General features: G+C 34.1%; 31 protein-coding genes (1 of these 31 running past the window's edge). 17 read left to right on the top strand and 14 right to left on the bottom strand.

What is annotated here, in order from left to right; all coding sequences use genetic code 11:
* Together pgk and tpiA are read right to left on the bottom strand one after the other, a co-directional pair.
* A protein-coding gene (gene pgk / locus CIT01_02955) for a phosphoglycerate kinase (GenBank protein ID AXV37235.1) crosses the window boundary here: on the bottom strand, positions 1-100 show its 5' portion. 1,145 nt of this gene lie to the left of the window's left edge; only the first 100 of its 1,245 coding nucleotides appear in the window; its start codon is at positions 98-100; the stop codon falls past the left edge of the window.
* A gap of 29 nt (positions 101-129) precedes the next feature.
* A complete protein-coding gene (tpiA, locus tag CIT01_02950; protein ID AXV37234.1) occupies positions 130-810 on the bottom strand; it encodes a triose-phosphate isomerase in 681 nt (226 codons plus the stop codon).
* A 499-nt stretch (positions 811-1,309) separates the two neighbouring features.
* Between tpiA and CIT01_02945 the strand changes: the two genes are divergently transcribed.
* From CIT01_02945 to CIT01_02935, 3 genes are all read left to right on the top strand, one after another.
* Positions 1,310-2,230 carry a 4-demethylwyosine synthase TYW1 gene (locus CIT01_02945; GenBank protein ID AXV37233.1) on the top strand — a complete coding sequence of 307 codons (921 nt, stop codon included), beginning with the start codon at positions 1,310-1,312 and terminating at the stop codon, positions 2,228-2,230.
* A 181-nt stretch (positions 2,231-2,411) separates the two neighbouring features.
* Positions 2,412-3,281: a hypothetical protein gene (locus CIT01_02940; protein ID AXV37232.1), complete on the top strand. Its 870-nt coding sequence runs from the start codon at positions 2,412-2,414 to the stop codon at positions 3,279-3,281.
* A 360-nt stretch (positions 3,282-3,641) separates the two neighbouring features.
* Positions 3,642-4,724, top strand: coding sequence for a hypothetical protein (locus tag CIT01_02935; GenBank protein AXV37231.1), 1,083 nt, complete (start codon positions 3,642-3,644; stop codon positions 4,722-4,724).
* 31 nt (positions 4,725-4,755) lie between these two features.
* Here CIT01_02935 and CIT01_02930 read toward each other — a convergent pair whose 3' ends face one another.
* The 12 genes from CIT01_02930 to CIT01_02875 form a co-directional block, all read right to left on the bottom strand.
* A complete protein-coding gene (locus tag CIT01_02930) occupies positions 4,756-5,859 on the bottom strand; it encodes a succinate--CoA ligase subunit beta (GenBank protein ID AXV37230.1) in 1,104 nt (367 codons plus the stop codon).
* Positions 5,856-6,416, bottom strand: a complete 561-nt coding sequence (locus tag CIT01_02925; GenBank protein ID AXV37229.1) for a 2-oxoglutarate ferredoxin oxidoreductase subunit gamma — start codon at positions 6,414-6,416, stop codon at positions 5,856-5,858. Before CIT01_02925 ends, CIT01_02930 begins: the two co-directional genes overlap by 4 nt.
* Before the next feature lies 1 nt (position 6,417).
* Positions 6,418-7,284 carry a 2-oxoglutarate synthase gene (locus tag CIT01_02920; protein ID AXV37228.1) on the bottom strand — a complete coding sequence of 289 codons (867 nt, stop codon included), beginning with the start codon at positions 7,282-7,284 and terminating at the stop codon, positions 6,418-6,420.
* A 69-nt stretch (positions 7,285-7,353) separates the two neighbouring features.
* Complete coding sequence (locus CIT01_02915; GenBank protein AXV37227.1) at positions 7,354-8,496, bottom strand: 2-oxoglutarate synthase subunit alpha; 1,143 nt, start codon at positions 8,494-8,496, stop codon at positions 7,354-7,356.
* Entirely contained in the window at positions 8,477-8,686 is a 210-nt protein-coding gene (locus tag CIT01_02910; GenBank protein AXV37226.1) for a ferredoxin, read from the bottom strand. Before CIT01_02910 ends, CIT01_02915 begins: the two co-directional genes overlap by 20 nt.
* A gap of 189 nt (positions 8,687-8,875) precedes the next feature.
* A complete protein-coding gene (locus CIT01_02905) occupies positions 8,876-10,015 on the bottom strand; it encodes a potassium transporter (GenBank protein AXV37225.1) in 1,140 nt (379 codons plus the stop codon).
* Positions 10,016-10,155: 140 nt separating this feature from the next.
* Complete coding sequence (locus tag CIT01_02900; protein ID AXV37224.1) at positions 10,156-10,527, bottom strand: dihydroneopterin aldolase; 372 nt, start codon at positions 10,525-10,527, stop codon at positions 10,156-10,158.
* Positions 10,528-11,250 carry a sortase gene (locus CIT01_02895; protein AXV37223.1) on the bottom strand — a complete coding sequence of 241 codons (723 nt, stop codon included), beginning with the start codon at positions 11,248-11,250 and terminating at the stop codon, positions 10,528-10,530. It lies immediately after the preceding gene.
* A gap of 95 nt (positions 11,251-11,345) precedes the next feature.
* The gene (locus CIT01_02890) at positions 11,346-12,245 is read right to left on the bottom strand and encodes a hypothetical protein (GenBank protein AXV37222.1); all 900 of its coding nucleotides are present in this window, start codon (positions 12,243-12,245) and stop codon (positions 11,346-11,348) included.
* A 61-nt stretch (positions 12,246-12,306) separates the two neighbouring features.
* On the bottom strand, positions 12,307-13,614 hold the full coding sequence (locus CIT01_02885) for a hypothetical protein (GenBank protein ID AXV37221.1): 1,308 nt from the start codon (positions 13,612-13,614) through the stop codon (positions 12,307-12,309).
* The gene (gene pssA, locus CIT01_02880; protein AXV37220.1) at positions 13,604-14,320 is read right to left on the bottom strand and encodes a CDP-diacylglycerol--serine O-phosphatidyltransferase; all 717 of its coding nucleotides are present in this window, start codon (positions 14,318-14,320) and stop codon (positions 13,604-13,606) included. Before pssA ends, CIT01_02885 begins: the two co-directional genes overlap by 11 nt.
* Before the next feature lie 92 nt (positions 14,321-14,412).
* Entirely contained in the window at positions 14,413-15,084 is a 672-nt protein-coding gene (locus CIT01_02875) for a phosphatidylserine decarboxylase family protein (protein AXV37219.1), read from the bottom strand.
* 447 nt (positions 15,085-15,531) lie between these two features.
* Between CIT01_02875 and CIT01_02870 the strand changes: the two genes are divergently transcribed.
* From CIT01_02870 to CIT01_02805, 14 genes are all read left to right on the top strand, one after another.
* Positions 15,532-15,714 carry a hypothetical protein gene (locus CIT01_02870; GenBank protein ID AXV37218.1) on the top strand — a complete coding sequence of 61 codons (183 nt, stop codon included), beginning with the start codon at positions 15,532-15,534 and terminating at the stop codon, positions 15,712-15,714.
* Positions 15,701-16,330, top strand: coding sequence for a hypothetical protein (locus CIT01_02865; protein ID AXV37217.1), 630 nt, complete (start codon positions 15,701-15,703; stop codon positions 16,328-16,330). The genes CIT01_02870 and CIT01_02865 overlap by 14 nt, the downstream gene beginning before the upstream one ends.
* Position 16,331: 1 nt before the next feature.
* Positions 16,332-17,405 (top strand): rod shape-determining protein, encoded by a 1,074-nt coding sequence (locus tag CIT01_02860; protein AXV37216.1) that lies wholly within the window; start codon positions 16,332-16,334, stop codon positions 17,403-17,405.
* Positions 17,406-17,459: 54 nt separating this feature from the next.
* Positions 17,460-18,086, top strand: a complete 627-nt coding sequence (locus CIT01_02855) for a ribonuclease HII (GenBank protein AXV37215.1) — start codon at positions 17,460-17,462, stop codon at positions 18,084-18,086.
* A 112-nt stretch (positions 18,087-18,198) separates the two neighbouring features.
* Positions 18,199-19,035, top strand: a complete 837-nt coding sequence (locus CIT01_02850; GenBank protein ID AXV37214.1) for a biopolymer transporter ExbB — start codon at positions 18,199-18,201, stop codon at positions 19,033-19,035.
* Between the two features lie 15 nt (positions 19,036-19,050).
* Positions 19,051-19,449, top strand: a complete 399-nt coding sequence (locus CIT01_02845) for a biopolymer transporter ExbD (GenBank protein ID AXV37213.1) — start codon at positions 19,051-19,053, stop codon at positions 19,447-19,449.
* Between the two features lie 76 nt (positions 19,450-19,525).
* Positions 19,526-20,128 carry an IMP cyclohydrolase gene (locus CIT01_02840; protein AXV37212.1) on the top strand — a complete coding sequence of 201 codons (603 nt, stop codon included), beginning with the start codon at positions 19,526-19,528 and terminating at the stop codon, positions 20,126-20,128.
* An 11-nt stretch (positions 20,129-20,139) separates the two neighbouring features.
* Complete coding sequence (locus CIT01_02835) at positions 20,140-20,901, top strand: coenzyme F420-0:L-glutamate ligase (GenBank protein ID AXV38705.1); 762 nt, start codon at positions 20,140-20,142, stop codon at positions 20,899-20,901.
* Between the two features lie 91 nt (positions 20,902-20,992).
* A complete protein-coding gene (locus CIT01_02830; protein ID AXV37211.1) occupies positions 20,993-21,898 on the top strand; it encodes a 2-phospho-L-lactate transferase in 906 nt (301 codons plus the stop codon).
* A complete protein-coding gene (locus CIT01_02825; GenBank protein AXV37210.1) occupies positions 21,895-22,650 on the top strand; it encodes a GTP cyclohydrolase IIa in 756 nt (251 codons plus the stop codon). The genes CIT01_02830 and CIT01_02825 overlap by 4 nt, the downstream gene beginning before the upstream one ends.
* A 114-nt stretch (positions 22,651-22,764) precedes the next feature.
* Positions 22,765-23,475 (top strand): hypothetical protein, encoded by a 711-nt coding sequence (locus CIT01_02820; protein AXV38704.1) that lies wholly within the window; start codon positions 22,765-22,767, stop codon positions 23,473-23,475.
* A 136-nt stretch (positions 23,476-23,611) separates the two neighbouring features.
* Positions 23,612-25,207, top strand: a complete 1,596-nt coding sequence (gene atwA / locus CIT01_02815; GenBank protein AXV37209.1) for a methyl coenzyme M reductase system, component A2 — start codon at positions 23,612-23,614, stop codon at positions 25,205-25,207.
* A 1-nt stretch (position 25,208) separates the two neighbouring features.
* Positions 25,209-25,682 carry a methanogenesis marker 9 domain-containing protein gene (locus tag CIT01_02810; protein AXV37208.1) on the top strand — a complete coding sequence of 158 codons (474 nt, stop codon included), beginning with the start codon at positions 25,209-25,211 and terminating at the stop codon, positions 25,680-25,682.
* A 4-nt stretch (positions 25,683-25,686) separates the two neighbouring features.
* Positions 25,687-26,322, top strand: a complete 636-nt coding sequence (locus CIT01_02805; protein AXV37207.1) for a siroheme synthase — start codon at positions 25,687-25,689, stop codon at positions 26,320-26,322.
* Positions 26,323-26,344 lie beyond the last annotated feature (22 nt).

Genomic DNA, 26,344 nt, shown 5'->3' with positions numbered 1-26,344 from the left:
TTCCAGTAACTGGATCTACTGGTGAGTTTATGTCAACTCTAAGTAGAACGGTTTTATCTTTTAGATTGAAGTTGTCAATTGTATAAAATTTTAAAGCCATCTTGATCCTCCAATTATGGATTTATCTAGTTAGATTTTACTTACCAGATCAAGTAGTGCTGCTTCTGGATCCTTTGCCAGTATAATTCCTGAGGCAAGTAGAACTCCCTCGGAGCCCAGATCCATGGCGGCTTTCATATCTTCTCCAGTAGAAATTCCTGCTCCACATAAAACTTTAACTTGGGGATTAATATTATGAATAAGTTCTACAGTACCTTCCACTACTTCTGGTTCTGCCTTTGAAACTGGTATTCCTGAACCAATCAGTTCTGGTGGTTCAACTGCCACAAAATCTGGATTAAGAGTCGCTGCAGCTGCACTGGTTTCTATGTTGTTGGTGCATACTACACTATTCATATTTAGTGAAGCCATTTTCTTTATAATTTCATCAATTTCGAAGAGTTTAAGTCTTTTTTCAGAGTGATTTATCAGTGTTCCTGAAGCTCCTGCTTCTTCTAGGCATTCTGCCAGGTTACTACCAGTATGGCCCCCTGCTTCAACTGGATCAATGTGTTGAGCTAAAACTGGAATTTCAACTTTCTGTGCTATGCGATAAACGTCTGGAGCTTGCACTGAAACTGCAATATTAAAACCTGTTTCCTTTGCTACTTTTCCTGAAATCTTAGCAAGATTTAAAGCATTCTTACCTGTAGATTCTAAATACGTTTTAAAGTTCAAAATTACAACCGGGGTTTTAGTAATTGTTTTCATAGTTTTCCTCCAAAAAAAGTATAATTACATGTTATCAACATTTCATTAATATAAATATTGTAATAAATTAATTTTTCTAGTCTTAAAGTTATAGTTTATAAAATTATTTAGATATAAAATATTTAGATATAAAAAAATTTAAATTTTTTAAAAATTTTATTTCTGGATATATGGTTTTTTTAAGATTCATATCTTTAAATAGATATTTATTAACACCTATTCTGGAAAAATTAAATTACTTAAAAAGTTTAATCATGACTAATCTGTTTTGACAGTGTTGATCACATATCCATTTATTATTTATATATGAATTAATGAAAGATTCATAAAAATTGATTAATCAATAAAAGATTAAAATCAATAAAAAATTAAATTAAGGAAAATAATACTGGGATTGTTTATCTTGATGATGGAAGCGTTATATTAGATATTCACATTTCTTTACATTCCATAAATATTAATGAAATTTTCAAAAAAAGATTTAAGTTGAATGGTATAAATGATACTTTCTGAAGAAAAATTGGAAAAATTGGAAAAAATGGGTTATAGATTTGTTGGAGACAACAGACACGCAGCAGCTAAGGTGTGCCACTGGACCAAAAAAAGTATTTTAGATGAGGGAGTTTGCTACAAAGAGAAGTTCTATGGAATAGAAAGTCACCGGTGCCTGCAGATGTCACCGAGCATACCTTTTTGCCAGCAAAAATGTATGTTCTGTTGGAGGGATCAGTCTGTAACTGATACCACATGGATAGGTGAGTATGATGAGCCTAAAGAAATATTAGACGGCTGTATAACTGCTCAAAGGAACCTTTTGTGCGGTTTTTTTGGAAATGAAAATGCCAATCCTAAAAAAATCCAGGAAGCACAGGATCCTACCAATGCTGCCATATCCCTTGCAGGAGAGCCAGTAATCTATCCCGAAATAGATGAACTGATAAGTGAATTTAAAAAAAGGAAATTTACAACATTCCTGGTAAGTAACGGACTAATGCCATCTAAACTTGAAAATTTGGAAAATCAACCTACACAGCTATATATATCAGTTGACGCCCCTAATAAGAAGATTTATAATAATCTGTGCCGGCCTCAAATAGAAAATGGTTGGGAAAAATTGAATAAATCTTTAGAGTTACTTAAAACATTTGACTCCAGAACTGTTATTAGGATGACCTGTGTCAAGGGCCATAATATGCAGGAAACCCAGGAATATGCAAATATAATTAAAAATAGCAATCCTGATTTTGTAGAGATCAAAGCCTACATGTATGTTGGATATTCAAGAAAAAGGCTTGAATTGGAGAATATGCCTTCTTTTATGGAGGTAAAAGACTTTTCTGCAAAAATATCACAAGAATGTGGTTACGAAGTTATTAATGATTCAGAAGATAGTAGAGTGGTACTTTTATCAAGAGAATAAGAATAAAGGCTTTTGATTATATTATTTTTTTGTTATTTTTAATTTTTAGATAAGGATATCAATATAATTTTTTAAACTTTTAACCCTTAAAATAATCTTTAACCATCAGTATTAAGATTTTCATAATTTTTAAGGTGTAAAATATTTAAATTATAAAGTTAAATGGATATCTGGTGATTATATGAAAAAGTGGATAGTGATGCTTTTAATATTATTTACAATTGCGGCTCCTATTTATGGAGCTTCAGGTTTTGCAATAACCTATGGAGAAGCAACTAATGCAAATTCACAATGGAAAAATTCAGTAACAAATTATTTTCAATCACAAACTGATAAAGATTTAAAAGAGGCCACCATAAAAATTATAACTGCCTCTGAAGTCAATACAGTAGCCCAGAGTATAACTGGACTAACTTACACTCCGGATAAGATTGTATCATGTGCTTTGGTTGATTTGAGTTATAACCAGGGAATCAATATTGTTGTAGATAAGAGTAAAATCACGGTGGTAACACCTAAAATGTACGCAAATGCATTGAAATCTACTGGAATAGAGAATGGTTATGTGGTGGTCACATCACCAGTCCCTGCATCTGGAGAATCAGCATTAACCGGGGTATTAAAATCTTATGAGATGGCTGTTGGAGAAACCATACCTGAAGATGCAAAAAAAGCAGCTACAGAAGAACTGTATCTACAAACACAAGTAGTTAACCAGACCGGCCAAAATCCAGACACAATAGCAAATCTTTTTGAAAAAGTCAAAAACGAGGTTCAAAATCAAAATTTACAGGACCCAGCCCAGATAAAAATAATTGTGGTAAATATCGCTGCCAATATGAACATTAATCTAACTGATGATCAGGCACAACAAATTGCAGACTCAATTGCCAATACTCAAAAAGCACAAGGAAATTTGACAGAATTTAAACAGAAACTACAAGATGTTACACAACAGGTTTCCGGGTCTCAGGGAATATTAGATCAAATAATGGGATATTTACAATGGGCTTTTGATTACATAAGCAATTTAATCTTTGGAGGAAATTAAGTAATGGAATTATATTTAGAAATAAGGTTTGGAGAGTGATATATGATTTATCACCTTTTCTTTATATTTTTACAGAACATCCTACAAATTGAAATAAATTTTTCCAAAAAAACTATTTTAGATGATTTTTTAGCAGTATTTTATTGAAAAATGAGTACTGACTATTGATTTTATAATTATATTTGAAATTAAAAATCTATAAGTTTATAACTATTCTCTTATAATTAATTTTATAGTTTGTTAACCTTTCTTTGATTTAATATACCATAGATTTATTAAATAGTGATGATCTAACTATAATGAAAATATGTTCCTGTTTTAGATATACGTTTTAGATATTATGTTTATGGCTGAGATATTATGTTTATGGCTCAAAATCATCTTCAATTCATAATAGAAGTTGCTCTAATTATTCATGTGGGGATATTACTATTATTTAATATCGTTGCTATTCCCTTAAGCATGGTTCTATTTATAGGGCTGGTTATTACTGTAGCTATTGCCCTACTTTTTGGGTTGGACGCAACATTTCTACTGCTTCCATTCATGTCGCATCATGAGTTTACTCATCCTTTTGGAGCATTTTCAGTTTTTGCATGGGTAACTGTAACTGCTGCTGCAAATCTTTTAAGTGAAGTTGGAATCAGATCTTCATCTATAAAGGCATTGTCCCTAATACTTTTCTTTGCAATTGCTGTTGGTGGAGGAATAATGCACCGGTCATTTCTTTTTTTATGGTTTTTGGGATGGGCTGTCGGATATATTATAATGTCTAAAAGTTTTCAAAGAAGTACCAGGATTTCTCCAAGAACAATTGTCACATGGGTAGTAGCAGGTATAGCTGCATTTGGAATTCTTGAGCTTTTATCAAGAATACTGGATAAAGCAGTTTTAAGTCCTCTCTTGAGGATCGCCAGAATTGAACAATATTCCACTCCAAGTTTAAAGATGGTAATCAACAACACAACCTTCTGGGGCCATGTAAAAGGAGCATGTCACTGGGGTGCACAGTGCCTAGGAGGATCAGATGGTTATATTTCTCTTCCACTAACCTTTATTCATTACTTTAGTTTACCATTCCCACTATTCTATGGAGTACTGGTAATTAAAAAGGATTACATAGATTATATGTTACCCGGTATTTTTGGTATAGCTTTTGACTTCGGATATGCAGGATTATTTGCCATATTAGGCTGGAGTCTTATTGTAATCTGTTCTGGATTTACCATACTTAGAAAATATCGAAGCAAAAGAAAAGAAGGGAGTAGAAGATATCTGGGAAGAGAAGCACTATTGATTGGAGCTTTATCGGCTTTTATTGCCCAAACAATTGTTGGACTTTTCTTGTTTACCCGTTCTATAAATGGATCAGCAATGATTGCTTATATTGTTCTATCGGCATTAGTAATGGCCCACGTGGTAATTATAAAAAGAAAGCTTTAATTTAAAATATTATTTTTTTCAGGGGCACTTGTTAAGTCTGATTACATAATTCCACAGCTTTTTTCGCTGCTGCTTCCATGGATGTTTCAAATGAAATTCCTGCTTCACTTAATAGCCTCTGGCCCTCTTCTTCATTTGTCCCAGTTAATCTTATGACCATGGGTACTTTCCGGTTAGCGTTATTTAAGACATTGATTACCCCACTTGCAACATCATCCGCCCGGGTTATTCCTCCCAACACATTTAAGAATATAACTTTGACTTTAGGGTACTTTAAAACTAGATTTATCGCTTTTTCTATATTTTTTGATGAGGCTCCGCCACCAATATCCAGAAAAGTGGCTGGATTTCCACCATACAACTTTATCATATCCATACCAGTTAAAGTAAGACCGGCACCATTGCCAATGACTGCCACATCACCTTCTAGTTTAACATAAGCAAATTCTTTTTCTTCATATTCTTCCAGTTTCATAAGATGTTTATGGCGGAATAATGCGTCATCGTCTATTTCCAGCTTTGCATCAGCAGCTATTAGTCCTTCTTCAGTCAATACCAGGGGATTGATCTCGGCCAGGTTTGCATCGTATTTTTTAAAAATGTTAAATAATTTCCAGATAACTGCACCCATAGGAGGAATTAAAGCAGAGTTTACTCCCATTTTCCGGGCTATTTCCCGGGCATTAAATGGTAAAAATTCATTTAAAGGGTTTAAATGTTTTTTAATAATTTTTTCAGGCTGTGTTTTTGCTAATTCCTCTATTTCTACTCCACCCTCACTGCTGGCCATTATTAAAGATTTTTTATTACTTCGATCCACGGCAATACTAAGATAGAACTCTTTTTCAATTTTAAGTTTTTCTTCTACTAAGAGTGATTGCACAGGTTCTCCCCTTATAAAAGAGCCAATAAGTTTATTTGAGGCAGTATAAGCTTCTTCAGGAGTATTAGCAAATTTTATGCCTCCGGCTTTACCTCTTCCTCCCAGCAGTATTTGCGATTTAAGTGCAACTGGTTTATCAATATTTGTTGCTATAGCTTTTGCATCTTCAGCACTTTTGGCAAGATCTGATCTGGGTATGGGAATTCCTTCCTGTTTAAAAATATTTTTAGCACTATACTCATAAAGCTTCATTCTAATTCCTCGTTGGCTAAGGCTAATCCTGCTTCAAATGCAGCTATATTTTTTTCTTCAGTTCCTTTAGGTACACTGGCAGCTATGGCTTTTTCAGCTGATTTTCGGGATATAACACCGGTAAATTGGGTGATTGCACCGATCATAACTATATTGGCCACAATTTTAAGGCCAATTTCCTCTTCAGCGGTTTTAGTTACCGGTGCTTTATAATACTTAATATCGTGTTCATTTATGAAAGGAAGTATTTCTTCCTCAACTATCATGTCAGGGTCAACTATGAGAATTCCCCCACTTTTGAGATCGTCTAGGTAGGCCATTAATGCCTGATGAGACATGGCAACAAATATATCTGCTTTTTGGACCTTGGGATAATCTATTTCCTCATCACTAATAACTACTTCAGTTCTTGAGGCCCCTCCTCTTGCTTCTGGACCGTAAGATTGGGTTTGGACTGCATATATATTATCATACAGTGCAGCAGCCTTTCCAATCACTATACCTGCTAAAATTATGCCTTGTCCACCAAAACCAGCAATTCTTATTTCTTTTCTCAATTTAATCCTCCTTGTACGCTGAATTTATGATAGAAAGAGAATCATCTGAACATTTATTCTCAATTAAATTGAACAGTTCTTCTGAAAATTCAGGCTCCTTTTCATTTACAAATTCGCCTAAAATAATTTTACCTTCTAACTCTTCTGGAGACATTTTACGGGCCCTTCTACTGACCACACTATTCTCTTTCATCCATTTCATCATTTCAATCGGTGTTTTCATACGATTTTTACGACCAAAGTAAGTAGGACACTGAGATATAACCTCAACAAACGAAAAACCTTTGTTTTTGAGACCTTTTTTAACAGCATTTGAAAGCTGCAGTGGATGTGCTGTGGTCCAACGTGCAACGTATGTAGCACCGGCAGCTGATACCAACTTAGAAAGGTCAAAAGGACGTTCAATTGCTCCGTATGGTGCAGTGCTTCCATAACTTCCTTGAGGAGATGTTGGGCTAATTTGGCCCCCGGTCATTCCATAGATGCTATTATTTATACAAATAACAGTAAGGTCTATATTTCTTCGTGCGGCGTGAATTAGATGATTACCTCCTATTGCAGCAGCATCTCCATCTCCAGTGAAGACTACAACGTCATGTTGGGGATTTCCTAATTTGATACCTGTAGCAAAAGAAATGGGACGGCCATGAGTGGTGTGAAGAGAATCACACTTCACATAACCAGGTATTCTGGAAGAACACCCAATCCCGGAAACCATTACAATATTTTCAAAGTCAACTTCTGCCATTTCCATACCATTAAAGAATGTGTTAAGAACAATTCCATTCCCACAACCTGCACAGAAAATATGAGGAAGTCTATCTTTACGTAAATATTTCATAAAACGATTTTCATTCGTTTTATCCATTTTTTACCTCTCCTTTTTTTGTAAAAACATCATTTATGTCAATATGCTGATAATTTTAATTATTTTCATTTATTCCATTTCAGATTTTATTTTTTTTAGAATTTCATCAGGCCGGTGTATTTCCCCACCAATCTTAGAAAGCAGTGAGACCTCTGAATGACCGCAGGCAACTCTTTCAACTTCGTGGACTATTTGGCCTAAATTCATTTCTACCACAATGATTTTTGAAGCCTTTTTGGCAGCTTCTCTAATTTCCTTTTCAGGGAAAGGCCATACTACGTCTAATTTCATGTATCCTGTTTTAATACCTTCTTGGCGTGCTTTTTTAATTGCAGTTGCCACCGACCGAGAAGGAGCTCCATAAGAAACAACTATGATTTCTGCATCATCTACTAATTCTTGACGCACCCTAGTAATTTGTTCTCTGTTCTTATTTATTTTATCACAAAGTCTTTTTACAAGTTTTGAATGAGTTTTTGGATTTGAAGCATCAGGATAACCTCTTTCATCATGAGTTAGACCAGTTACATGTAATTTATAACCACTTCCAAAAGGAGGCATAGGAGATGTACCTTCAGCATCAGCCTTAAATGGTAAAAATTTTTCAGGTGTCTCCTCAGGCATTTTACGTTTATTGATTTTCACCTGGTTTGGGATTGTGATTTTTTCCCGCATATGGCCAACTATTTCATCGCTCATGACCATTACAGGCACACGATATTCCTCTGCCAGATTAAAAGCTTCAATTGTAAAATCACAACATTCCTGTACCGATGATGGTGAAAGAGCTATTATCTCATAATCTCCATGGGATCCCCATCGGGCCTGCATCATATCGCTTTGGGAAGCCATGGTGGGTTGACCAGTAGAAGGAGATCCTCGCTGCATGTTAATTATAACTAAAGGAGTTTCTGTCATTGCAGCGTAACCAATGTGTTCTTGCATCAGGGAAAATCCAGGTCCTGAAGTGGCAGTCATTCCCTTAACACCAGACCAAATTGCCCCAATCACTGAACCAAGCGCCGAAATTTCGTCTTCCATCTGGATAAATGCTCCTCCTTCTCTTGGAAGAAGAATTGCCATGTCTTCAGCGATTTCAGTAGATGGTGTTATGGGGTAACCTCCAAAAAACCGACAACCAGCTTTTATGGCCCCTCGAGCACATGCTTCATTTCCCTGAATAAAAAATTCATCACTCTTCGTCATTTTCATCAACCTTTATAGCCTGATCTGGACATAGTAAAGTACAAATATTACATTTATTACATTTCTCTTCATGTGCTGGAACAGGAATATGCGCACCTTTCTTATCCAGGCTCTGGGATTTTTCATAAACCTTGCGGGGACAGAATTCAGTGCATATATCACAGCCCTTGCACAGTTTTTTATCGATGGTTATCATAGTATCATTTTAGACTTTTTGATAATTATTTTATACCTAAAACAGATATAAACAATCCAACATTCTTTTTTTCACGATTATTTAACCGTCTATTGTTTCTATTCCAGAATTTTTTTATTATAGATGGTTTTATTATAACTCTTTTTTATAGATTTCTTTTCAACATATTCAGTTTATTTCGTTATATCATTAGGATACCATGTCCTCGGGGTGCAATGGCATAAACCATTTTTGAGCAATATAAGTTGGTATAATAGCACTTGCTATTAAAACTCCAGTAAGGATCGAATATTGTATCTGGTTGATGTAACTTGAATTTAAACCAAATAAACAGGCAATTAACCCGAAAGTCAAACCCGTACTTAAAAGCAGTGTTGTATATAATTGATCTTTCTGCAGATATTTCCGGGTTATTAAATAAACCCCTGCAAATTTACTTAATTGTCTTACAACAAAAAGAGACAGGAATAAGGGGAGCATAGAATATATTAAACTTATTGATACATTCAATCCCCCGACTATGAAAAATACTGGTGTTATAAAGGCAAAGGCAATAGTTTTCAATCTTTTTTTAACTTCTATAGTTTCTATAGTTTCTACAAAATGTTTAGACATGAACAAACCAAGCACAAATGCAGGAAGAATGGCCTGACCTCCACCTAATGCTGCTAGAAACATGAAAACCAGCAATAAAAGGAAAATATATTTTATTTCAGGTTCAATCACCTTATTTTTCAATCGGGGATTTTCGAATACTTTATTAGAAAACTTTGTTGCCAGAATTATCACAATTATAGAAACTGATATGTATATCAATGTGTAAAATGTCGGTTTTAAGAATAATATGCTTAAGGCAAGTGCTGTTCCCATATTGGTTACGAAATTTGCAGCCATCAATCTTTTACCTACATCTGTTTGGACTATGTTATTTTCTATCAAAACAAAGTAAACAACTGCCACAGCAGTTCCAGATAATGCAACCCCTGCAATTAAGGATGCTAATAAATTCCAATTGGCAATGTAATATGTAAAAAGAAAAACAGAGATAAATGGTGTTAAAAATGAAAATAATCCTATCAAGAAACTTTTCTTAAATTCCCTCCTCATTAACTCAATATCCGTTTCTGCACCTGCTAAAAAGGTTAAAAAAATTCCACCAAAACTGGATAAATATAACATCCAACCCTCTGGGCTAATTAAACCTAAATTACCTGCTACAACCCCAAAAATTATTTCTAGTATTGCTACAGATATTCCAAATCTCAGGGAAATCAGACTTGCAAGTAAAATTATTATACCCATCAACAAGGGGGTTAATCCTTCATACATAATGATTGGCTCCATCAGTAAAATATTAATGACGGTTTATTTCAAAAATAATTTCTAATCAACTATTTGTAATTATTCTGTTATAATAATAAAGCCATTTTAAAAGAAATAATAGTTCTAATGGAGAATATATTATAAAATCAATCAATAGATTCAATGTACATTAACGGATATTTCAGTTCTTCAATATATTCCATTCTGATAACTGCTTTTGAATCATCATATTCTGAAAAAACTCTTACATCTAGCATATCTCCAGCTAAAGATACATAATCAAATTCACTTTTCAATTCTTCTAAAATTTCTCGATTTATCCTAACTTCAACTTTTGTTATGCATGGTTGAAGCTCCATTGCATTTTCTATGGATTTTTCCAGTTGTGCTGCGTTTTCGATACTTACAGGAGTACCTATGAACTGGTGAAAAAGAGCCCCCATAGTAATTGCTCCTTCAAAGATTGTTCTTTCTCTATTGGATATATTTTTGAAGTATTTACTATCTATTTCGTCCATTTAAACACCTAAAAAGCTGTTGATATCTGCTAATCTGTTTGATATGTAATCTGCAGGAATTGGGAAAAGGTATCCACATATCAAAAATAGGGTTAATGCTATAACTGCAACAAATATTATTTTCTTATCTTCTTCTACAGGATATATATAATTGATTACTAATCCTCCACCGAAAAAAGCCACGATTAAAAGAGGGGCATAGTATGCTTTAGGGTTTTCGTGAGCGGTTTTGTTGGTTATAGGTGTAATTCTATCTAATTTTGCCTGAACAATGTACCTTTCTTTAGTGGATCCTAAAGGATAGCAGGTAATTAGAAATAGGGAATTGCCCTGTTCTACTGACATTTGATATGATGCTGGAACAATAAATGAGTCATTTACAGTGTATTCTGCATTACCTATCTCGGGCCAAATTAAAGTTATATTATCTCCGTTTTTTAACTTATCCAGGTTTAAAAATGGTGACCCATAAAGAGTTCTATGACCAAAGATGATAACTGTTCCTCGTCCAGGTTTAGAAGATTGGGGTTCATGGTATATTCCATAAGAAACTGATTTGTTATTTATGCTTTCATTAACCCCAATGGCAGGTATTTCTAAATAAGGAACATCGCTCTGATTTTTTATAATGGTATCTGCAGCAGCATAATAGTTAACTTCAATCAAAACATAGAGGGATAAGATTAACATCCCTACTAAAATAAAAACAGTTGAAATTTTCATCTAAGTTATGTATAAACTATTGCCTTAAATAAGTTAATGTTTAGTGGTCCACTAAATTAAACATTAACTTTTTTCATAGTATTTATTTCCCGTTTTTACCTTATAAACTTAGCATAAACCACTCCTGCACCAGTAACAACAGCAGCAATTACAAATAAAGCGTAGGGAACTCCAGTTGCTTTAGTTGGCACTGAACTTGTTGTTGAAGCGGCACTGGTGGTGGGAAGTGATGAGGAATACTTTCCATAACCAGTATCATGGCTACTTGAGGAAGGCCATATGTATTGATATGTGAAATATCTTTGAGCTCCTGCTGCCATAGTTACATCCCATGCGGCTGTTTGTGCATTAACCATACTATCGTCATCTATGAATGCTTTAGGTTTACTGTAGGTTAATTTTGAATTCATTGGTACTATAGGCGCTCGAACTATTCCCGAAACGGTTTTTGAATCCACATTTCTTAATTTAAAGTTGAATGTTCCTTGCCATAATTGGAGATCTAATTGAGGATTCAGCATTTCTAATTCATTAGGGAAGAACCAAGTTGCAGTAATACCGGGTTCAGGTACTAAAGGCCAATATTGATTTTCTTGGGAGTTGTTTCTTATAATATACCATTCAGGCAAAGGTGGTGTGGGTCCAGTATTTTTAAGTTTAAAACAAATTGTTTTTGTTTCCCCCGGCTTTAACTTCCATCCGTAATCTCCACCTAACTCCGGATAACTAGATTTAACCATTTTTACTGCTGCAGGGCTAGTCCAAACTATCTGCCATTCCATTGCAGGAGTAGTTTTGAAATATTCCTGACTTATTTTGAAATATTGAACTTGGTTATTATTGTTTTTTATATGTATGTGGATGGTTGCAGTTAGTTCACTCATTCGTACACTGGTGGCATTAGGATTTTCTGTTATCCACGCTTCTGCCCCATAAGAAACCCCCATACTTACAAACAGAACTATTAGTACCATGCATATTTTATTTATATTCATTTAGTAACCCCCTATCCGTCCAACTAATATTATTTAATTTTACACCTTCCAAGTTTCAGTTTTAACCATATATTCTCTGCAATTCTTTAGACATCCATGTAGGTGCTTGTTGTGTTGGAACAGTTAGTATGACACTATCCATGTTTTGAATTAGGAATCCTACATCTTCCCTTGGGACTTCTAGAAGTACAAGGTATTGTGCGTCAAGTTCCCCTAAATTAGACGCTCTTTCAAAGTCAGACAATCTCCATCCATAACTTTGTAGAAGTGAATTTATTTCAGCTTCATTCCAATTTCGGGATGCGGCTGCCCTTAAAAGCTGTTCAACATCACTTGTAGATTTTTGATCCTGAGTGCTGCTCTGGATCATCTGATTTATGGATATTTCCTGTGAACGGGTTATGTAAGCATCAATAACTCCACTGTCTTTTGCTCTTAAAATGGCTAAGACAGTTGCACCACTGATTTTTGGAGATGAAGTGTTAGTGGTGGCGGTGGTATTGTTGTCTGCGGCAGTTCTCAGATATACATCAACCATGTTACCTACAGTTACCAATCCACCGGCAGCCTGTAACCTGGTGATGATTATGGGTACTGCAACAGTATCAGGAGTTTGCAGCTCCATATTTGCAAGCACGGTGGCATCTGATTGTTGTATAAACTTTTGAGCAGTATCAACTTTCATTAAAACATTTTTCTGTTCTTCAGCACTGTAAACAATCATTATCCGCCCATAATTATCTCTCTTCTCTTTAAGCTGCTGCAGTTGATATTCTCGCCAAGCTGCTGTAGCTGGACCTAAAACATCCACGGCCAGTGCTTCTTCCGGCGTAACCGCCGCATCTATCTGGGCCAATAAACTCTGTTTTTCAGGATATAATGCTAAAGCCCCTTTAAAATAAGAATCAACTTCATTAAATTTAGTGTTTTTTGCGGCGTTCAGGGTTTCTTGATACGGCTGATAAACTAAGAAGTAATAGCCTGCTCCCACAATGACTATTAATATTATTCCAAAAACAGCAGCACCAATCAGAGTTCTTTGATCTTCTTCAGGAACTCGTCTACTAAAACCGCCAGGTTTTTTGACGCTTCCTGGCTTTTGAGGAGGAGTTTTCAACTTTGGTTTATCTCTAGGTTTTATTCTCGGTTTTGGCATTGGTTTGGGTATCTTTCGCTCTGATGGTTTTTTATCTGAAGTTTTTTTAGGTTCATCTTTCTTATCAGGGTTATCAGAGCCTCCCTTTCCAGTTATTTTACCTACTACGCCTTTAAGACGCTCTCCAACATCCGAATCTGATTTCCCATTCTTCCTGAGATTCGGAGGAGAATCTTTGTCATTCTTTTTCTTTCCCAATATCTTATCTAACATGTGGACCACTTTTAGATTTTTTGCTATATAACCTAATAAAAGGTATAATTAATAAGTATAACATCGAGGCTACAAATAAAGCTTTCCCTGGAATGTAATCTATTACGGCTGAAATACTTTGAGGCAATAGTGTTGCAATCAGAAGTATGCCGCCTACCGCCATAACTTTAATGTTACTAAATTTAGGATAACTTATTGAACTGATCATTAAACAAGACACCACCGTCATTATAACAAGTGAAATGTCCACTTGGAACATACCTGAAAGATAAAATGATGATATTATCATAGCAGTTGCAGGTATGGGTAAACCCACAAATTCTTTTGAACTTGTACTTGAACTTGTGATAATATTGAACCTAGAAAGTCTCAATATCCCACATATAACTATTAAGAGACTTACTAGTATATTAATGTATGGTATGCTGAATGTTAAAGTTGCAGAATAAAGAAAAATTCCGGGTGCAACACCAAAGGAAATAACATCACATAATGAATCAATATTTTTTCCAAATCCATACTCATCATGTCTTTTTGTCTTCCTTGCCACCCAACCATCTAATGAGTCAAATATCACCGCTACCAGCATAAACTTTGCAGCAAGGATTAAATTACCACTTGTAATCATTAAAATTGATAAAAATCCAAACGAAGCATTCCCAACGGAAAATAAATCTGCAATGGACATGTAAGATTTCATATTCATAGTATACTTCCAATATTCGTCATTTTTATAATCATCATTTTTCATTTAAACTTAAAATGTATCTATCATTTAAATTAAGTTCTTTTTAATGTTTAATGCTTTTTTTTAAGCATTTTGGCAACTATAGTTTCTCCAGCTTTTGATTTTTTACCGACCTTTACTAAAACTTCACAATTTTCATAGGGAAGTATTATATCCACCCGGGATCCAAATCTAATCATACCTAGTCTATCGCCAGTTTTTACATGGTCTCCTACATTTATATATTGCACTATACGTCTGGCTACAAATCCTGCAATTTGAATGACTCCCACTTTTCCATACTCTGAATTTATTACTATTAAATTTTTTTCATTTTCTTTTTGAACGTCCTTCCAGGCTATTTGAAATTTTCCTGGACAATATTTTGTTTCTACAACTTCTCCAGATAAGGGAACCCGATTCACATGAACATCAAAAGGTGACATGAATGTGCTGATAAGTATTCCTTTCTTTCCCTTGTCTAAAATGTAATTCATCAAATGATCATCATAATTAACTACTTTTATTTTGTCAATCTTTCCATTAAGCGTTCTACCATCAGCAGAAGCCAGTACTAACCCTTCACCTACAGGTATACTCCTTTCAGGATCTCTAAAAAATTGCATCATAAATGCAATAAATGAGAATAATAAAAAGCTTATTATGACGTATCCAAATAGGAAGGGCAGCACAGCCAATGTGAATAGGATTCCAGCTTTTTTTAATGTGCCTTTTACAAACATTATTATCACAGAATTTTTAATTTATTAATTTATTGAATTAGGATTTAATTTTATTGATATCTGATCATAATCAGATAAATTATAATCGCATAAAAATAATAAAAAAACCATCAAAGCTCTTCTATTAAGTCTATATATAATATGTCTTAAAATAGTTATATATCTAATTTAGAAGATTATTAAGTACTTTTAAAAAGAATTTTTTATTAAATAAGTATAACAATACAAAGAACTATACATTTATATGAATTAATGAAGTCATTAATATGAAAAGATTTAGAAATAATTGTTCCATATTATATTGATGTTAATTTTAATGATTGATAATAACTTAAAAATAATAACTTAAAATATATTCATTCCAAATTCAATCTATCTTTTAGGCGTTTTTAGGTTGAACATGATCATTTTAATCTATAAATCTATATATTAATAGCTAAGAGATTTTTGAAGTTTCCCAGAGCAGGATATGATCATTTTTTATATGATCATTTTTTTAACATAAATAGATTCAATGGAAGTTTTTATATATTATTTATATGCAATGTTTATCAAGAAACTAAACTATTAAGAGGTTATTTCGTTATAATTAATAAAATTTACAGATGTGTTGTTGATGATAGAAAGTAAAATAAAAGTACTCCGGAAAGCAGCACAAGTTTCAACTATGCACGATTCAGATAAAATATGGTGTGTAATTGCAGGTAATGAAGATATGGTAAATAATGTTGCTTATGAAGCCATTTCTGAAAAAGAAAGAGTACAAATATTGTTTAGAGAACATATAACTATGAAGGAATCATTAGTAACTAAAAAATTTGATTTCATAATTTTATATGGAGATTTAAATAAAATTAGGGATTTAAGTTTAATATGTAAAGATAATGGAGGAGCATATCTTAAAATAGCTCCATTTTATGTTTTAAACGAACCAAACCTAATTTTATTGGTGGGTCCAGACACGGTTATTAAGAAATTTGTAGGAGACATAGAGAAGAAAGGAATAAAATATTCTTTTATCTTAGAGGATAAAACAACTGGATTTATCGAAACTGATGTTTATATGACTAATCGCTTACCTAAACTTGTCCGTAACGTGATTGATCCACTATTTAAGATGACGGACGTGGTTTTATCCACACTTTTAATTTCAACTGGAGAAGATAATATTAAAAAAGTCAAAGAAATAGCGAAGTCAAACCAAATATTCGCATTAGAATTTAAAAAGATTTTAGAGGAGGAATAATATGTTTTCTTTTGGAAAAAAGGAAGAAAAAACTGAAGTTAAGAAAAAACCGCTAACAAATACATTAGGAATTGATTTAGGAACTTTAAACACTGTTGTTGCTAAACCATCCGGTGATAAATTTGATCTATACAAAATACCATCAGTAGTTGCTGTTAAAAAAGATGATCTTTCCTATGTACTTGCTGTGGGTGATGAAGCAAAATTAATGCTCGGTAGAACACCTGAAGATATTGTCGCTGTTAGACCCTTAAGAAAAGGAGTTATAGAAAGTATAGCACAGGCCAAAGCTCTTCTCATGTACGCACTGGAGAAAGGTGCTGGAGAATCAATGGAGAACATTCAAAGGATAGTTATAGGCATACCTGGAGATGCTTCAGAAGTTGAGAAAAATGCAGTAGAAGAAATAGGTAAAAAGGCTGGTGCCAGTTATGTTTTAGTTATAAGTGAAGGATTGGCAGCAGCAATAGGTGCTGGTTTACCCATAGCTGAAGCAGCAGGTACCATGGTAATTGATATTGGTGCTGGTTCAAGTGACATAGTGGTAATATCATTAGGTGGAATAACTGACATTGAAACCATCCGCTGGGGTGGAGATGACATTGACGATAACATTGTTGAAAAAGTCAAAGAACAATATGAAGTTGAAATAGGACTCCATGAAGCTGAAAAAGCAAAGATTGAAGTGGGAATGGTCAACTCTGACTCTAACCTGGAAGTTTCCAAAACATCTGTCATTGGTAAATGTATGAAAACCAATAAACCAAAAGAAGTTGAAATTGATTCCAAGATGGTGGCTGACGCTGCAGAACCAATAATTGTTAAAATAGTGGAAGCTTTATCTCATGTGTTGGAAAGATTATCCCCCGAACTTATATCTGGTGTTTACAATCAGACAGTTGTTGTGGGAGGAACTTCACAACTTACGGGTTTAAAAGAGAGAATATTTGAAGAAGTAGGAATTCCAGTAAAGATATCTGAAGATCCAATGACTGTGGTTGCTAAAGGTGCCGCCATAGTTGCTGCAGAACCTAGAGCTCTTGAACCAGAAGTACGTTTAAAAGCCATGAAATAATTAAATTGGCTTTCTTTTTTTATTTTTAAATTTTTATCGCCGGATGGCTATTAAATGAGGATATTAGGCATAGATGAAGCAGGCAGGGGACCTGTAATCGGTCCATTAGTTCTTTGTGGTGTATGTATTGAAGAAAAAAGATTAAAAAACTTGGAACGGCTCGGTATAAAAGATTCTAAAAAATTATCTCCTAAAAGAAGAACTATCCTTGATCGAAAAATTAGAAAAATCTGTGATTATCATATTATCACCATTTCTGCAAGTGATATTGATAACCTAAGATCAAAAGATGTTAATCTTAATGAAATAGAGAAAATTGCCATCACAAAGATTATCGGCCATTTTAACCCAGATCTTGCAATTGTTGATTCAGTGGACGTCAATCCGGAAAGATTTCGCAGGGAAATAAAAGAAATAGTAAATGAAGATATTGAAGTTATTGCTGAACATGGGGCTGATGATAAGTATATTATAGTAGGTGCCGCTTCCATCTTAGCAAAAGTTGAACGCGACACTGAGGTTGAGAAGATCAAAAATAAATATAAAGTGGATCTAGGTTCTGGATATCCGAGTGATCCTAAAACTCAAGCATTTCTCAAAAGATATAAATTTGAAAACCTACCTGATTTTGTTAGAAAATCATGGAATACATCACAGAAACTTAAAGATAAGCCAGATTAATAATATCATTTATTAAACTGTTATCTGGAGATAATAACAATTTTATAATAGATTTGAAACCCATTAAAATAATCAATAATTCATTATTTATAAAAAAATTAAGAGGATTTAAATGATATTTGAATTTTTAAATAGCACATTTGGAACCATATTAGAGATGTTTAAAAGCGGAGGAATCATAACCTACATAATTACCTTGATTGGGATTTATGGTTTTATAACCTCATTCGAAAAAATTCACTACTTACGCAAAATATCTAAAGTCAGTCTTCCTCAAATAACTGGAACAGTTAACAGCTCCATGGAGAAAGGAGGTTCTCTTGAAGCTTTAAGGGCTATTGGAAAATATCAAAATCCGATTTCTAAAATAATATCAGAAGCACTTAAAATAGGATACCGAAACAAGACTGAAGTTGAAGATGCTATGGAGCGAGTTTTCATTGTGGAAATGGGAAACATGACCAAAGGACTGGACACCCTTAGAACCATAATTGAAATAGCACCTTTGTTAGGTCTTATAGGGACGGTTATTGGGTTATGGTATACATTTAGAGCGCTTGGTGTGAATGCCAATGCAACTGCCATGGCCGAAGGTATTTACATAGCATTAATCACCACCATAGTAGGTCTTTCAGTAGCCATTATCTTAATGCCTTTTTATACATATATAACTGGGAGAATTGACAAAGAAATGGACAAAATAGAAATTGCCAAAAAGATGACCAATTGGGGTTCTGCAGAAATGAAATTAAGAGTTAAAGACGTGGATAAGGCAATGATCGCATTAAATGAAGCTGATGGTGTTGTAAATGTTAAACAGATTATTGACAAGGAAGCTAATCTTTGGGTTTCATTTAAACCAAGCATGCTTGAGAAGAGCATAAACAACATAATTATGGAAAAATGTAATTTTGAAGTACAGATCATTGAAAGTAAATTAAAACAGTAATTGGGAGTTATTTAGATGACCATGGATATTGGAAAGTTCAGAAATAAAGTAAAAGGCAGTAACCCTAAATTCAATTTGGTTCCATTCATTGACGTACTTTTCACTATTTTAATCTTTTTGATGGTTACCAGTAGTTTTCAGGCAGCATCCACTTCTGATTCTTCCAGTGGAAAACCAGAATTAACTGAAAGCAGCGGCCCAATGGAATATTACTTAATACCCGTGGCCGGACTTAAAGAAGTCATTGTAAATGGAGAAGACATGTCCCGTTACATTCGAAATAATGCTATTGCAGTAAATACAAGGGTAATAGACGAGGGAGAGATAATTATAAGGCCAAAAACAGGTACTATTATTATTACCACTCCGCCAGGGATGTCACCAGATAAGGCCGTAGCACTTCCTGATCAATGATACCAATAAACTTAAACTATTAATTTTTCACTAAAAATAATATTATGTATTATTAAAAGATTTAAAGGTGTAAAAAATGTATCTTGGGAGAATATTAGCTGTTGGAAGTAATAAATCAGGTAATTTAGTTGCATACAGAGTTTCAAGCAGGTCATATCCCAATAGGGAAACCAAGGCTTTTGAGAATAGAGTTGCAGTTGTTCCAAAAGAAGGACATGAAAAGGATGTTTTTGAAAATCCATATATAGCCTATAATTGCATCAAAATAGTAGATGATGTGGCTATTGTTTCTAACGGCTCACATACTGATGTTATTGCAGATAAAATCGCCGAGGGAATGAATATTAGAGATGCTATTGGCTTGTCCTTGCTGATAATGGATTATGAAAAAGATGATTATAATACTCCCAGAATTGCGGGTGCTTCTTCAATTAACGGTGAATCATATATTGGAATTGTTACCCATGAAAACCTGATAGTTGAAAAGGTTAAACCTGGTAAAACTTCTTACATTGGAGTTTATGAACACATAAAACCTCGGGAAGTTGACTTTGTAGCAGAAAGTGCACAAGAAGCGGCTCAATTTATAATGAATAAAGGAAAATTTGAAGAATTCACAAATCCAGTTACTGCTGCAGCTGCATTTGGTGTTAAAGATTGGAATATGTCTTATATCTAAATGGTGCCATTATGGAAGTTAGAATAATAGGCCTCCAAGGTATTCCACTTGTCCAAGAGAATGATAATGTTGCCTCATTCATTTTGAACTCTTTGGAGGTATCTTCATTAGATCTGGAAGATGGGGATGTTTTTGTAATTGCAGAAACAATTATTGCCAAGGCTGAAGGGACAAAAATTCATCTTTCTTCTTTAAAACCAAGTTTAAAAGCATTAAAGATAGCTAAAAAGACAGGTAAAGAACCTGAATTGGTAGAATCCATACTTCAAGAATCTAATGAAATATTGAAGGTAGGACCGAATTTTATAATCTCTGAAACTAAACATGGCTTCGTATGTGCCAATGCAGGCATTGATGAGTCCAATGTAGAGCTAGGTAAAGCAACCCCCATTCCCCTAAATCCAGACAAAAGTGCTGAAATAATTAGAAAAGATATTTTAAAAGCTACAGGTAAGCAGGTAGCGGTAATTATATCAGATACTCAGGGCCGACCATTTAGGGAAGGTGCTGTAGGTGTTGCAATAGGAATTTCAGGTATGGAACCACTATGGGATCGGCAAGGTGAAACTGATCTTTATGGAAGAAAACTTCAAACTACCAATGTGGCTGTTGCCGATGAATTAGCAGCAGCAGCGTCCATAGTAATGGGTCAGGCTGATGAAGGCATTCCTGTAGTATTAATAAAAGGTTTAAATTACACTAAAAAACTGATAAGCAATTTTGCAACTGCTAAATCCTTGATAAGACCAAAAAAATATGATATATTTAGATAATTTCATGTGGTGGTGTTGACTTATCAAATAATTTAAGATAATTGTCACAAAGTTAATTATTCATCATGAAAATATTGAAAAAAAGATTAACATGATAACTATATTATCTGGGGGTACTGGTACCCCTAAACTACTCCAGGGAATTAAAAAGATAATTGATCCCCAGCAAATGAACGTTATAGTAAACACGGTTGAAAATACCTATGTTTCCAATTTATATGTTGCTGCTGACATAGACACAGTTCTTTATACTTTAGCCGGTATTATTAATGAAGAAACATGGTATGGTATTAATGAGGATACTTTCATAACCCATGAAATGCTTAAAAAAGTTGGGTGTCCTGAACTTTTGAGAATTGGTGATAAGGATCGGGCCATAAAAATTCAAAAAACTTTGTTTTTGGAAAAATATTCTTTATCTCAAGCAGTGGATATTCAAAGGAAAAATTTAGGTATTAAATCTAAAATTATTCCAATGAGTAATGAACAACCATATATAAATATTATAACTGACCAAGGAAATATGGAATTTCATGAATTTTTGGTTGAACGTGAAGGGAAACCTCATGTTTTGGATGTTGAGTTCAATAAAGTTGTTCCATCTGAAGGTTTAATAGCTGCAATTGAAAATTCGGAAATGATCATTTTAGGTCCTTCAAATCCAGTTACTTCAATAGGACCTATAATTTCAATGGATGGAGTTGTAAAAGCTTTAAAAAATGTATATGTTGTTGCAGTATCGCCCATTATTGGTGGAAAACCAGTAAGTGGTCCTGCGGCCAAATTCATGGAGGCTTTGGGTTTTGAAGTTTCATGTGTTGGTGTTGCAAATATGTATGCCCACTTTTTGGACAAGTTTATAATAGATGTGGTAGATAGCCACTCTAAGAAAAAAATAGAAAAACTAATATCCAAGGTTATGGTAACAAACACAAACATGAAGACCATTGATGATAAGGTGATGTTAGCAAGAACAATTTTGGGTGAAATTATATGATACAAATGACTTTAATACAGATTGATAACTATGGACCATGGACAGTAACTCCTACTCCACGAACAGAGGCAGATCTTCAGATTTTGCAGGCACAACTTTATGCTGACCTTCAAAGACAATTTGCAGCAAAACAAGGGCTTGTTTTTTTCACCCGTTTTGACAATATGTTAGCAGTTACCAATAATGTGGATGTGGAAGATCATTTGAGAATTCAAAGATCAATTGGAAATAGATACCCTATAACAGTAAGTATGGGTGTGGGTGCTGCTGAAACCCCTTATGAAGCTCAGCGAAATGCTACAACTTCTCTTCAGGGATACGGTGGTGCACAATCTGAGGAAAGAAGTGAAATTCTTGCTATTGATGATATGGTCAATAAAGAAGATAGTTTTGTACAGATTGCACATATTGATATAAACGGCATTACTGATTCTCTGACGGATATTATACCTGCTTATGATACTTCATTTATAGTTAACAGGGTTCAACACTTTTTGATGAAAAAGTTAATTGAAAAAGGATCTTTACTGTTTTTCATTGGTGGAGATAATTTTATGTCTCCCTGTAATGGTCTTACTCCTGAAGGTTTAGTAAAAATAATTGAGGAAATTAAGGAAGAAACTAATATAGCTCTTAAAGCAGGGGTGGGAAAAGCACCTACAGCTGAAAAAGCAGCTAATTTAGCTGATTTGGCTCTTGAAGAAATACGTGGTGGTTTCACCTATGATCTGGTTCATGTGATGAAGGAATAATTAATAATCATTTTATTAATAATAAATAACATTTTAATTTTAATTTGCTTTCTTTCGACAAGACATGATGAAGACATGATTAATGAGAGTGAGTTTATCAAAGTTTTAGCTCCAATGGCCGGCATTACTGACGGTGAATTTTGCAAAAAAATGGCTTTGTTGGGATTTGACATGGTTACCCTTGGTGGATACAATGTGGATAATCTCACCATAGAAGCAGGCAAAAAAATTATTGCAAGAGGAAGATCTGAATTTGATATAAAAAAAGAAGATATAATACTGGAAATAGAAAGACAGGCCGAAATTATAAAAAATTCTGCTGATGTTTTGGTGTCAGTAAACCTGCGTTCAGTATCTCCAGATCCAATTGTTAAAATTTCAAAACTAAAATGTATTGACGTGGTTGAAATTAATGCTCACTGCAGACAACCAGAATTAACTGAAATTGGATGTGGACAGGCTCTTCTTTCAGATCTTGATAAATTAAAATATTTTTTAAAAGAAGTAGTAAAAAAATCTAGAGCCAGAGTTTCAGTAAAAATAAGAGCAAATATTCATGGAAATGATGACATCCAAATTGCTAAAACTGTTCAAAGCGGAGGTGCAGATTATCTACATGTGGATGCAATGAAACTCGGCTTTGATCTGGCTGACTACCAGCTCATACGAACCATAAAAAATAATACGAATATATTTATCATTGGTAACAATTCTATTCGAAATTTTGAAACAGCTTCTAGAATGTTTGATGCTGGTTCGGATGCCATATCAATTGCTAGAGCCACTATGGGAGGTAAAATTCCCTTTGATCTCTCACTAATTTAAATAATAAATAATCAAATTTTTATAGAAACTAGGTGCATATTATAAATATTATTATACAAACATTAAGAATATATATTCATTTCAATTTAATACAAAAATTGAAGAAAAATATTGATTTCGATTTGAAGGTGGTTGCATGTCATTTATAAAATTAGAAAATGTCACTAAAACTTTTGGCAACGTAGATGTTTTAAAAGATTTAAACATGACAATAGACGAAGGTAGTGTATTAGGAATACTTGGTCGAAGTGGTTCTGGAAAATCAGTTTTAATAAACATGCTAAGAGGAATGAAGGATTACAAACCAGATAAAGGTAAAATTATTTATCGTATTGCCTTTTGTCCAGAATGTGTTAAAGTTGAACCTCCTTCAATGGCAGGAGGAAAATGTTCTTGTGGCTGTGAATATCAAGATTTAAGTGTTGATTTTTGGAATTGTGATCGAATATTGTTCGCAGCAATCAAAAGAAGAATATCTATAATGTTACAGCGGACTTTTGCACTTTATGAAGATGATACAGTTATAGATAACGTTCTTAAATCTATAGAAGGTTTGGATGACGAAGAAAGCACATACAAGGCATTAGAACTTTTAGAAATGGCTCAAATGACCCATAGGATAACACATATTGCACGTGATTTAAGTGGTGGTGAAAAACAGAGGGTAGTTTTAGCCAGACAGTTAGCAAAGGACCCAATAATATTTTTAGCAGATGAACCTACAGGTACCCTTGATCCAAAAACAGCAGAACTAATACATGAAGCTTTGATTGAGGGGGTTAAAGATCAGGGTAAAACCATGTTAATCACTTCTCACTGGCCTGAGGTTATGAGAAAACTTTCAGATTATGTTATATGGTTAGAAAAAGGTGAAATTATCCAGGAAGGTACTCCAGAAGAAGTTGTACAGAGTTTCTTAGATCAAGTACCACTACCAGAAAAGGGAGAGGTATTTAAAAGTGGAGGTCCCATAATAAAGATGGAAAATGTGAAAAAACATTACTACTCCATTGAAAGGGGCGTCGTAAAAGCAGTGGATGGAATAGACCTTGTTGTGGATGAATCAGAGATTTTTGGAATTGTAGGTTTAAGTGGAGCTGGAAAAACCACACTTTCCCGGATTTTATATGGACTAACTGATCCAAGCAGTGGAAAAATACTTGTTGAATTAGGGGAAAACTGGATCGATATGACAGAGAAGGGTCCATTTGGAAGAGGCAGAGTAAAACCTTATTTAGGAATTCTTCACCAGGAGTATAGTCTTTATCCTCATAGAAACGTATTAGGAAATCTCACCGAAGCAATCAGCCTAGAACTTCCCGCAGAATTTGCAAAAATGAAAGCTGTATATGTTCTTAAAGCCGTTGGTTTTGATGAAAACTATGCAGAAAGCATATTATATAAATATCCCGACGAATTAAGTGGTGGAGAACGTCACCGGGTGGCATTAGCCCAAGTTCTAATTAAGGAACCTAATATCATAATTTTAGATGAGCCAACTGGTACCATGGATCCTATTACCAGGGTACAGGTTACGGATTCAATAAGGAAAGCGAGGGACGAGCTCAACCAGACTTTCCTCATAATTTCACACGACATGGATTTTGTATTAGATGTTTGTGATCGTGCAGCCCTTATGAGAGGTGGAAAGATTCTCAAAATTGGTGATCCAGAATCTATAGTGGAAGACTTAACACCTACTGAAAAGAAAAAAATGCTTACGGAGGACTAAAATGGTATGGGATGACTCGCCATCACACGTATGTCGCGGAGGAGATAAAAGAGCAATTACATTTTGTTGTCCACCAGTAAAGCCATGCCCTATATTATATGCACTTGAAGAAGCAGGGCTTACACCTCAAGATTATATTGAAAAAAAAGAGGAATTTGGAAAAAAAACTAGGCTGGGTTATGGTGAGGGAACATGTTTTGGATCATTAGTCTGGTGCTGTAAACCTTCAAAGCCATGTCCTTTGAGGGATATGGTTATGAGAAAAATTGAAATGTCCACAGATGAATATATGGAACTTAAAAAACAGTTATCTGAGGAATTGGTTGGAGAAACTAAACTATTTGATGAAAAAAATGTCAAAGCACTTTCTGATGCCTTTGACGTTTCTGAAACAGAGGCAGGTCATGTTCTTCAAGAATGCGGTAATGATCTTAGAACCGCTATGAAACTTTTGAGAATGAAACAAATGGAGTAGCAGGATGGGTTGGACTCCTCTCTTCCTACAAATGGACAATAAAAATGTTCTAATTGTTGGCTCTGGTGAAGTGGGCAGGAGAAGAGCAAAAAGATTTATTAATGCTGGTGCGAATGTAACTATAATTGGAAAAACAGATGATAATGATTTAAAAAAACTGGGAGCTTCCATCAAATCTGTGGCTGAAATAGATAAGTGGATTGACTGGTCAGATCTGGTGGTGGTGGCCACATCTAATCCGGATTTAAATGAGTATATTTCAACTGTAACTGATAATAAACTAATAAATCGTGCTGATGATCCTGAATCAGGAAATATAATAGTTCCATCATCTTTTTTTATAGGGGATGTTCAGATATGCATATTTACTAAAGGCAAAAGTCCCCTTATGGCCAAACAGTTAAGAAAAAAGATACAAAAAGTAATAAGTAATCATGAAATACTGCAGATGGAACTTCAAGATTTTACTAGAAAAATCATAAAAAATCAAGTTAATGATCAAAAAAAGCGCAAAGAGTATCTTTACCAAATTTTAGATGATAAAAATGTAAATGATTTACTCAACGACGGCAAAATAGAAGATGCAAAGTTATATGTCGCAAATTACTTAGAAAAAAAGTTTAAAACTGTAGAAAAATGAAATTTTTCAACCTTAAATGGTT

This window comes from Methanobacterium sp. BRmetb2 (assembly GCA_003491285.1).
GTDB lineage: Archaea > Methanobacteriota > Methanobacteria > Methanobacteriales > Methanobacteriaceae > UBA117.
This window is presented reverse-complemented; position numbering and strand designations above follow the sequence as displayed.

Coding starts and splice junctions, on each gene's coding strand:
- tpiA (AXV37234.1), bottom strand. CDS start 810: ATGAAAACAATTACTAAAACCCCGGTTGTAATTTTGAACTTTAAAACG.
- CIT01_02945 (AXV37233.1), top strand. CDS start 1,310: ATGATACTTTCTGAAGAAAAATTGGAAAAATTGGAAAAAATGGGTTAT.
- CIT01_02940 (AXV37232.1), top strand. CDS start 2,412: ATGAAAAAGTGGATAGTGATGCTTTTAATATTATTTACAATTGCGGCT.
- CIT01_02935 (AXV37231.1), top strand. CDS start 3,642: ATGTTTATGGCTCAAAATCATCTTCAATTCATAATAGAAGTTGCTCTA.
- CIT01_02930 (AXV37230.1), bottom strand. CDS start 5,859: ATGAAGCTTTATGAGTATAGTGCTAAAAATATTTTTAAACAGGAAGGA.
- CIT01_02920 (AXV37228.1), bottom strand. CDS start 7,284: ATGGATAAAACGAATGAAAATCGTTTTATGAAATATTTACGTAAAGAT.
- CIT01_02915 (AXV37227.1), bottom strand. CDS start 8,496: ATGAAAATGACGAAGAGTGATGAATTTTTTATTCAGGGAAATGAAGCA.
- CIT01_02910 (AXV37226.1), bottom strand. CDS start 8,686: ATGATAACCATCGATAAAAAACTGTGCAAGGGCTGTGATATATGCACT.
- CIT01_02905 (AXV37225.1), bottom strand. CDS start 10,015: ATGTATGAAGGATTAACCCCCTTGTTGATGGGTATAATAATTTTACTT.
- CIT01_02900 (AXV37224.1), bottom strand. CDS start 10,527: ATGGACGAAATAGATAGTAAATACTTCAAAAATATATCCAATAGAGAA.
- CIT01_02895 (AXV37223.1), bottom strand. CDS start 11,250: ATGAAAATTTCAACTGTTTTTATTTTAGTAGGGATGTTAATCTTATCC.
- CIT01_02890 (AXV37222.1), bottom strand. CDS start 12,245: ATGAATATAAATAAAATATGCATGGTACTAATAGTTCTGTTTGTAAGT.
- CIT01_02885 (AXV37221.1), bottom strand. CDS start 13,614: ATGTTAGATAAGATATTGGGAAAGAAAAAGAATGACAAAGATTCTCCT.
- pssA (AXV37220.1), bottom strand. CDS start 14,320: ATGAATATGAAATCTTACATGTCCATTGCAGATTTATTTTCCGTTGGG.
- CIT01_02875 (AXV37219.1), bottom strand. CDS start 15,084: ATGTTTGTAAAAGGCACATTAAAAAAAGCTGGAATCCTATTCACATTG.
- CIT01_02865 (AXV37217.1), top strand. CDS start 15,701: ATGATAGAAAGTAAAATAAAAGTACTCCGGAAAGCAGCACAAGTTTCA.
- CIT01_02860 (AXV37216.1), top strand. CDS start 16,332: ATGTTTTCTTTTGGAAAAAAGGAAGAAAAAACTGAAGTTAAGAAAAAA.
- CIT01_02855 (AXV37215.1), top strand. CDS start 17,460: ATGAGGATATTAGGCATAGATGAAGCAGGCAGGGGACCTGTAATCGGT.
- CIT01_02850 (AXV37214.1), top strand. CDS start 18,199: ATGATATTTGAATTTTTAAATAGCACATTTGGAACCATATTAGAGATG.
- CIT01_02845 (AXV37213.1), top strand. CDS start 19,051: ATGACCATGGATATTGGAAAGTTCAGAAATAAAGTAAAAGGCAGTAAC.
- CIT01_02840 (AXV37212.1), top strand. CDS start 19,526: ATGTATCTTGGGAGAATATTAGCTGTTGGAAGTAATAAATCAGGTAAT.
- CIT01_02835 (AXV38705.1), top strand. CDS start 20,140: ATGGAAGTTAGAATAATAGGCCTCCAAGGTATTCCACTTGTCCAAGAG.
- CIT01_02830 (AXV37211.1), top strand. CDS start 20,993: ATGATAACTATATTATCTGGGGGTACTGGTACCCCTAAACTACTCCAG.
- CIT01_02825 (AXV37210.1), top strand. CDS start 21,895: ATGATACAAATGACTTTAATACAGATTGATAACTATGGACCATGGACA.
- CIT01_02820 (AXV38704.1), top strand. CDS start 22,765: ATGGCCGGCATTACTGACGGTGAATTTTGCAAAAAAATGGCTTTGTTG.
- atwA (AXV37209.1), top strand. CDS start 23,612: ATGTCATTTATAAAATTAGAAAATGTCACTAAAACTTTTGGCAACGTA.
- CIT01_02810 (AXV37208.1), top strand. CDS start 25,209: ATGGTATGGGATGACTCGCCATCACACGTATGTCGCGGAGGAGATAAA.
- CIT01_02805 (AXV37207.1), top strand. CDS start 25,687: ATGGGTTGGACTCCTCTCTTCCTACAAATGGACAATAAAAATGTTCTA.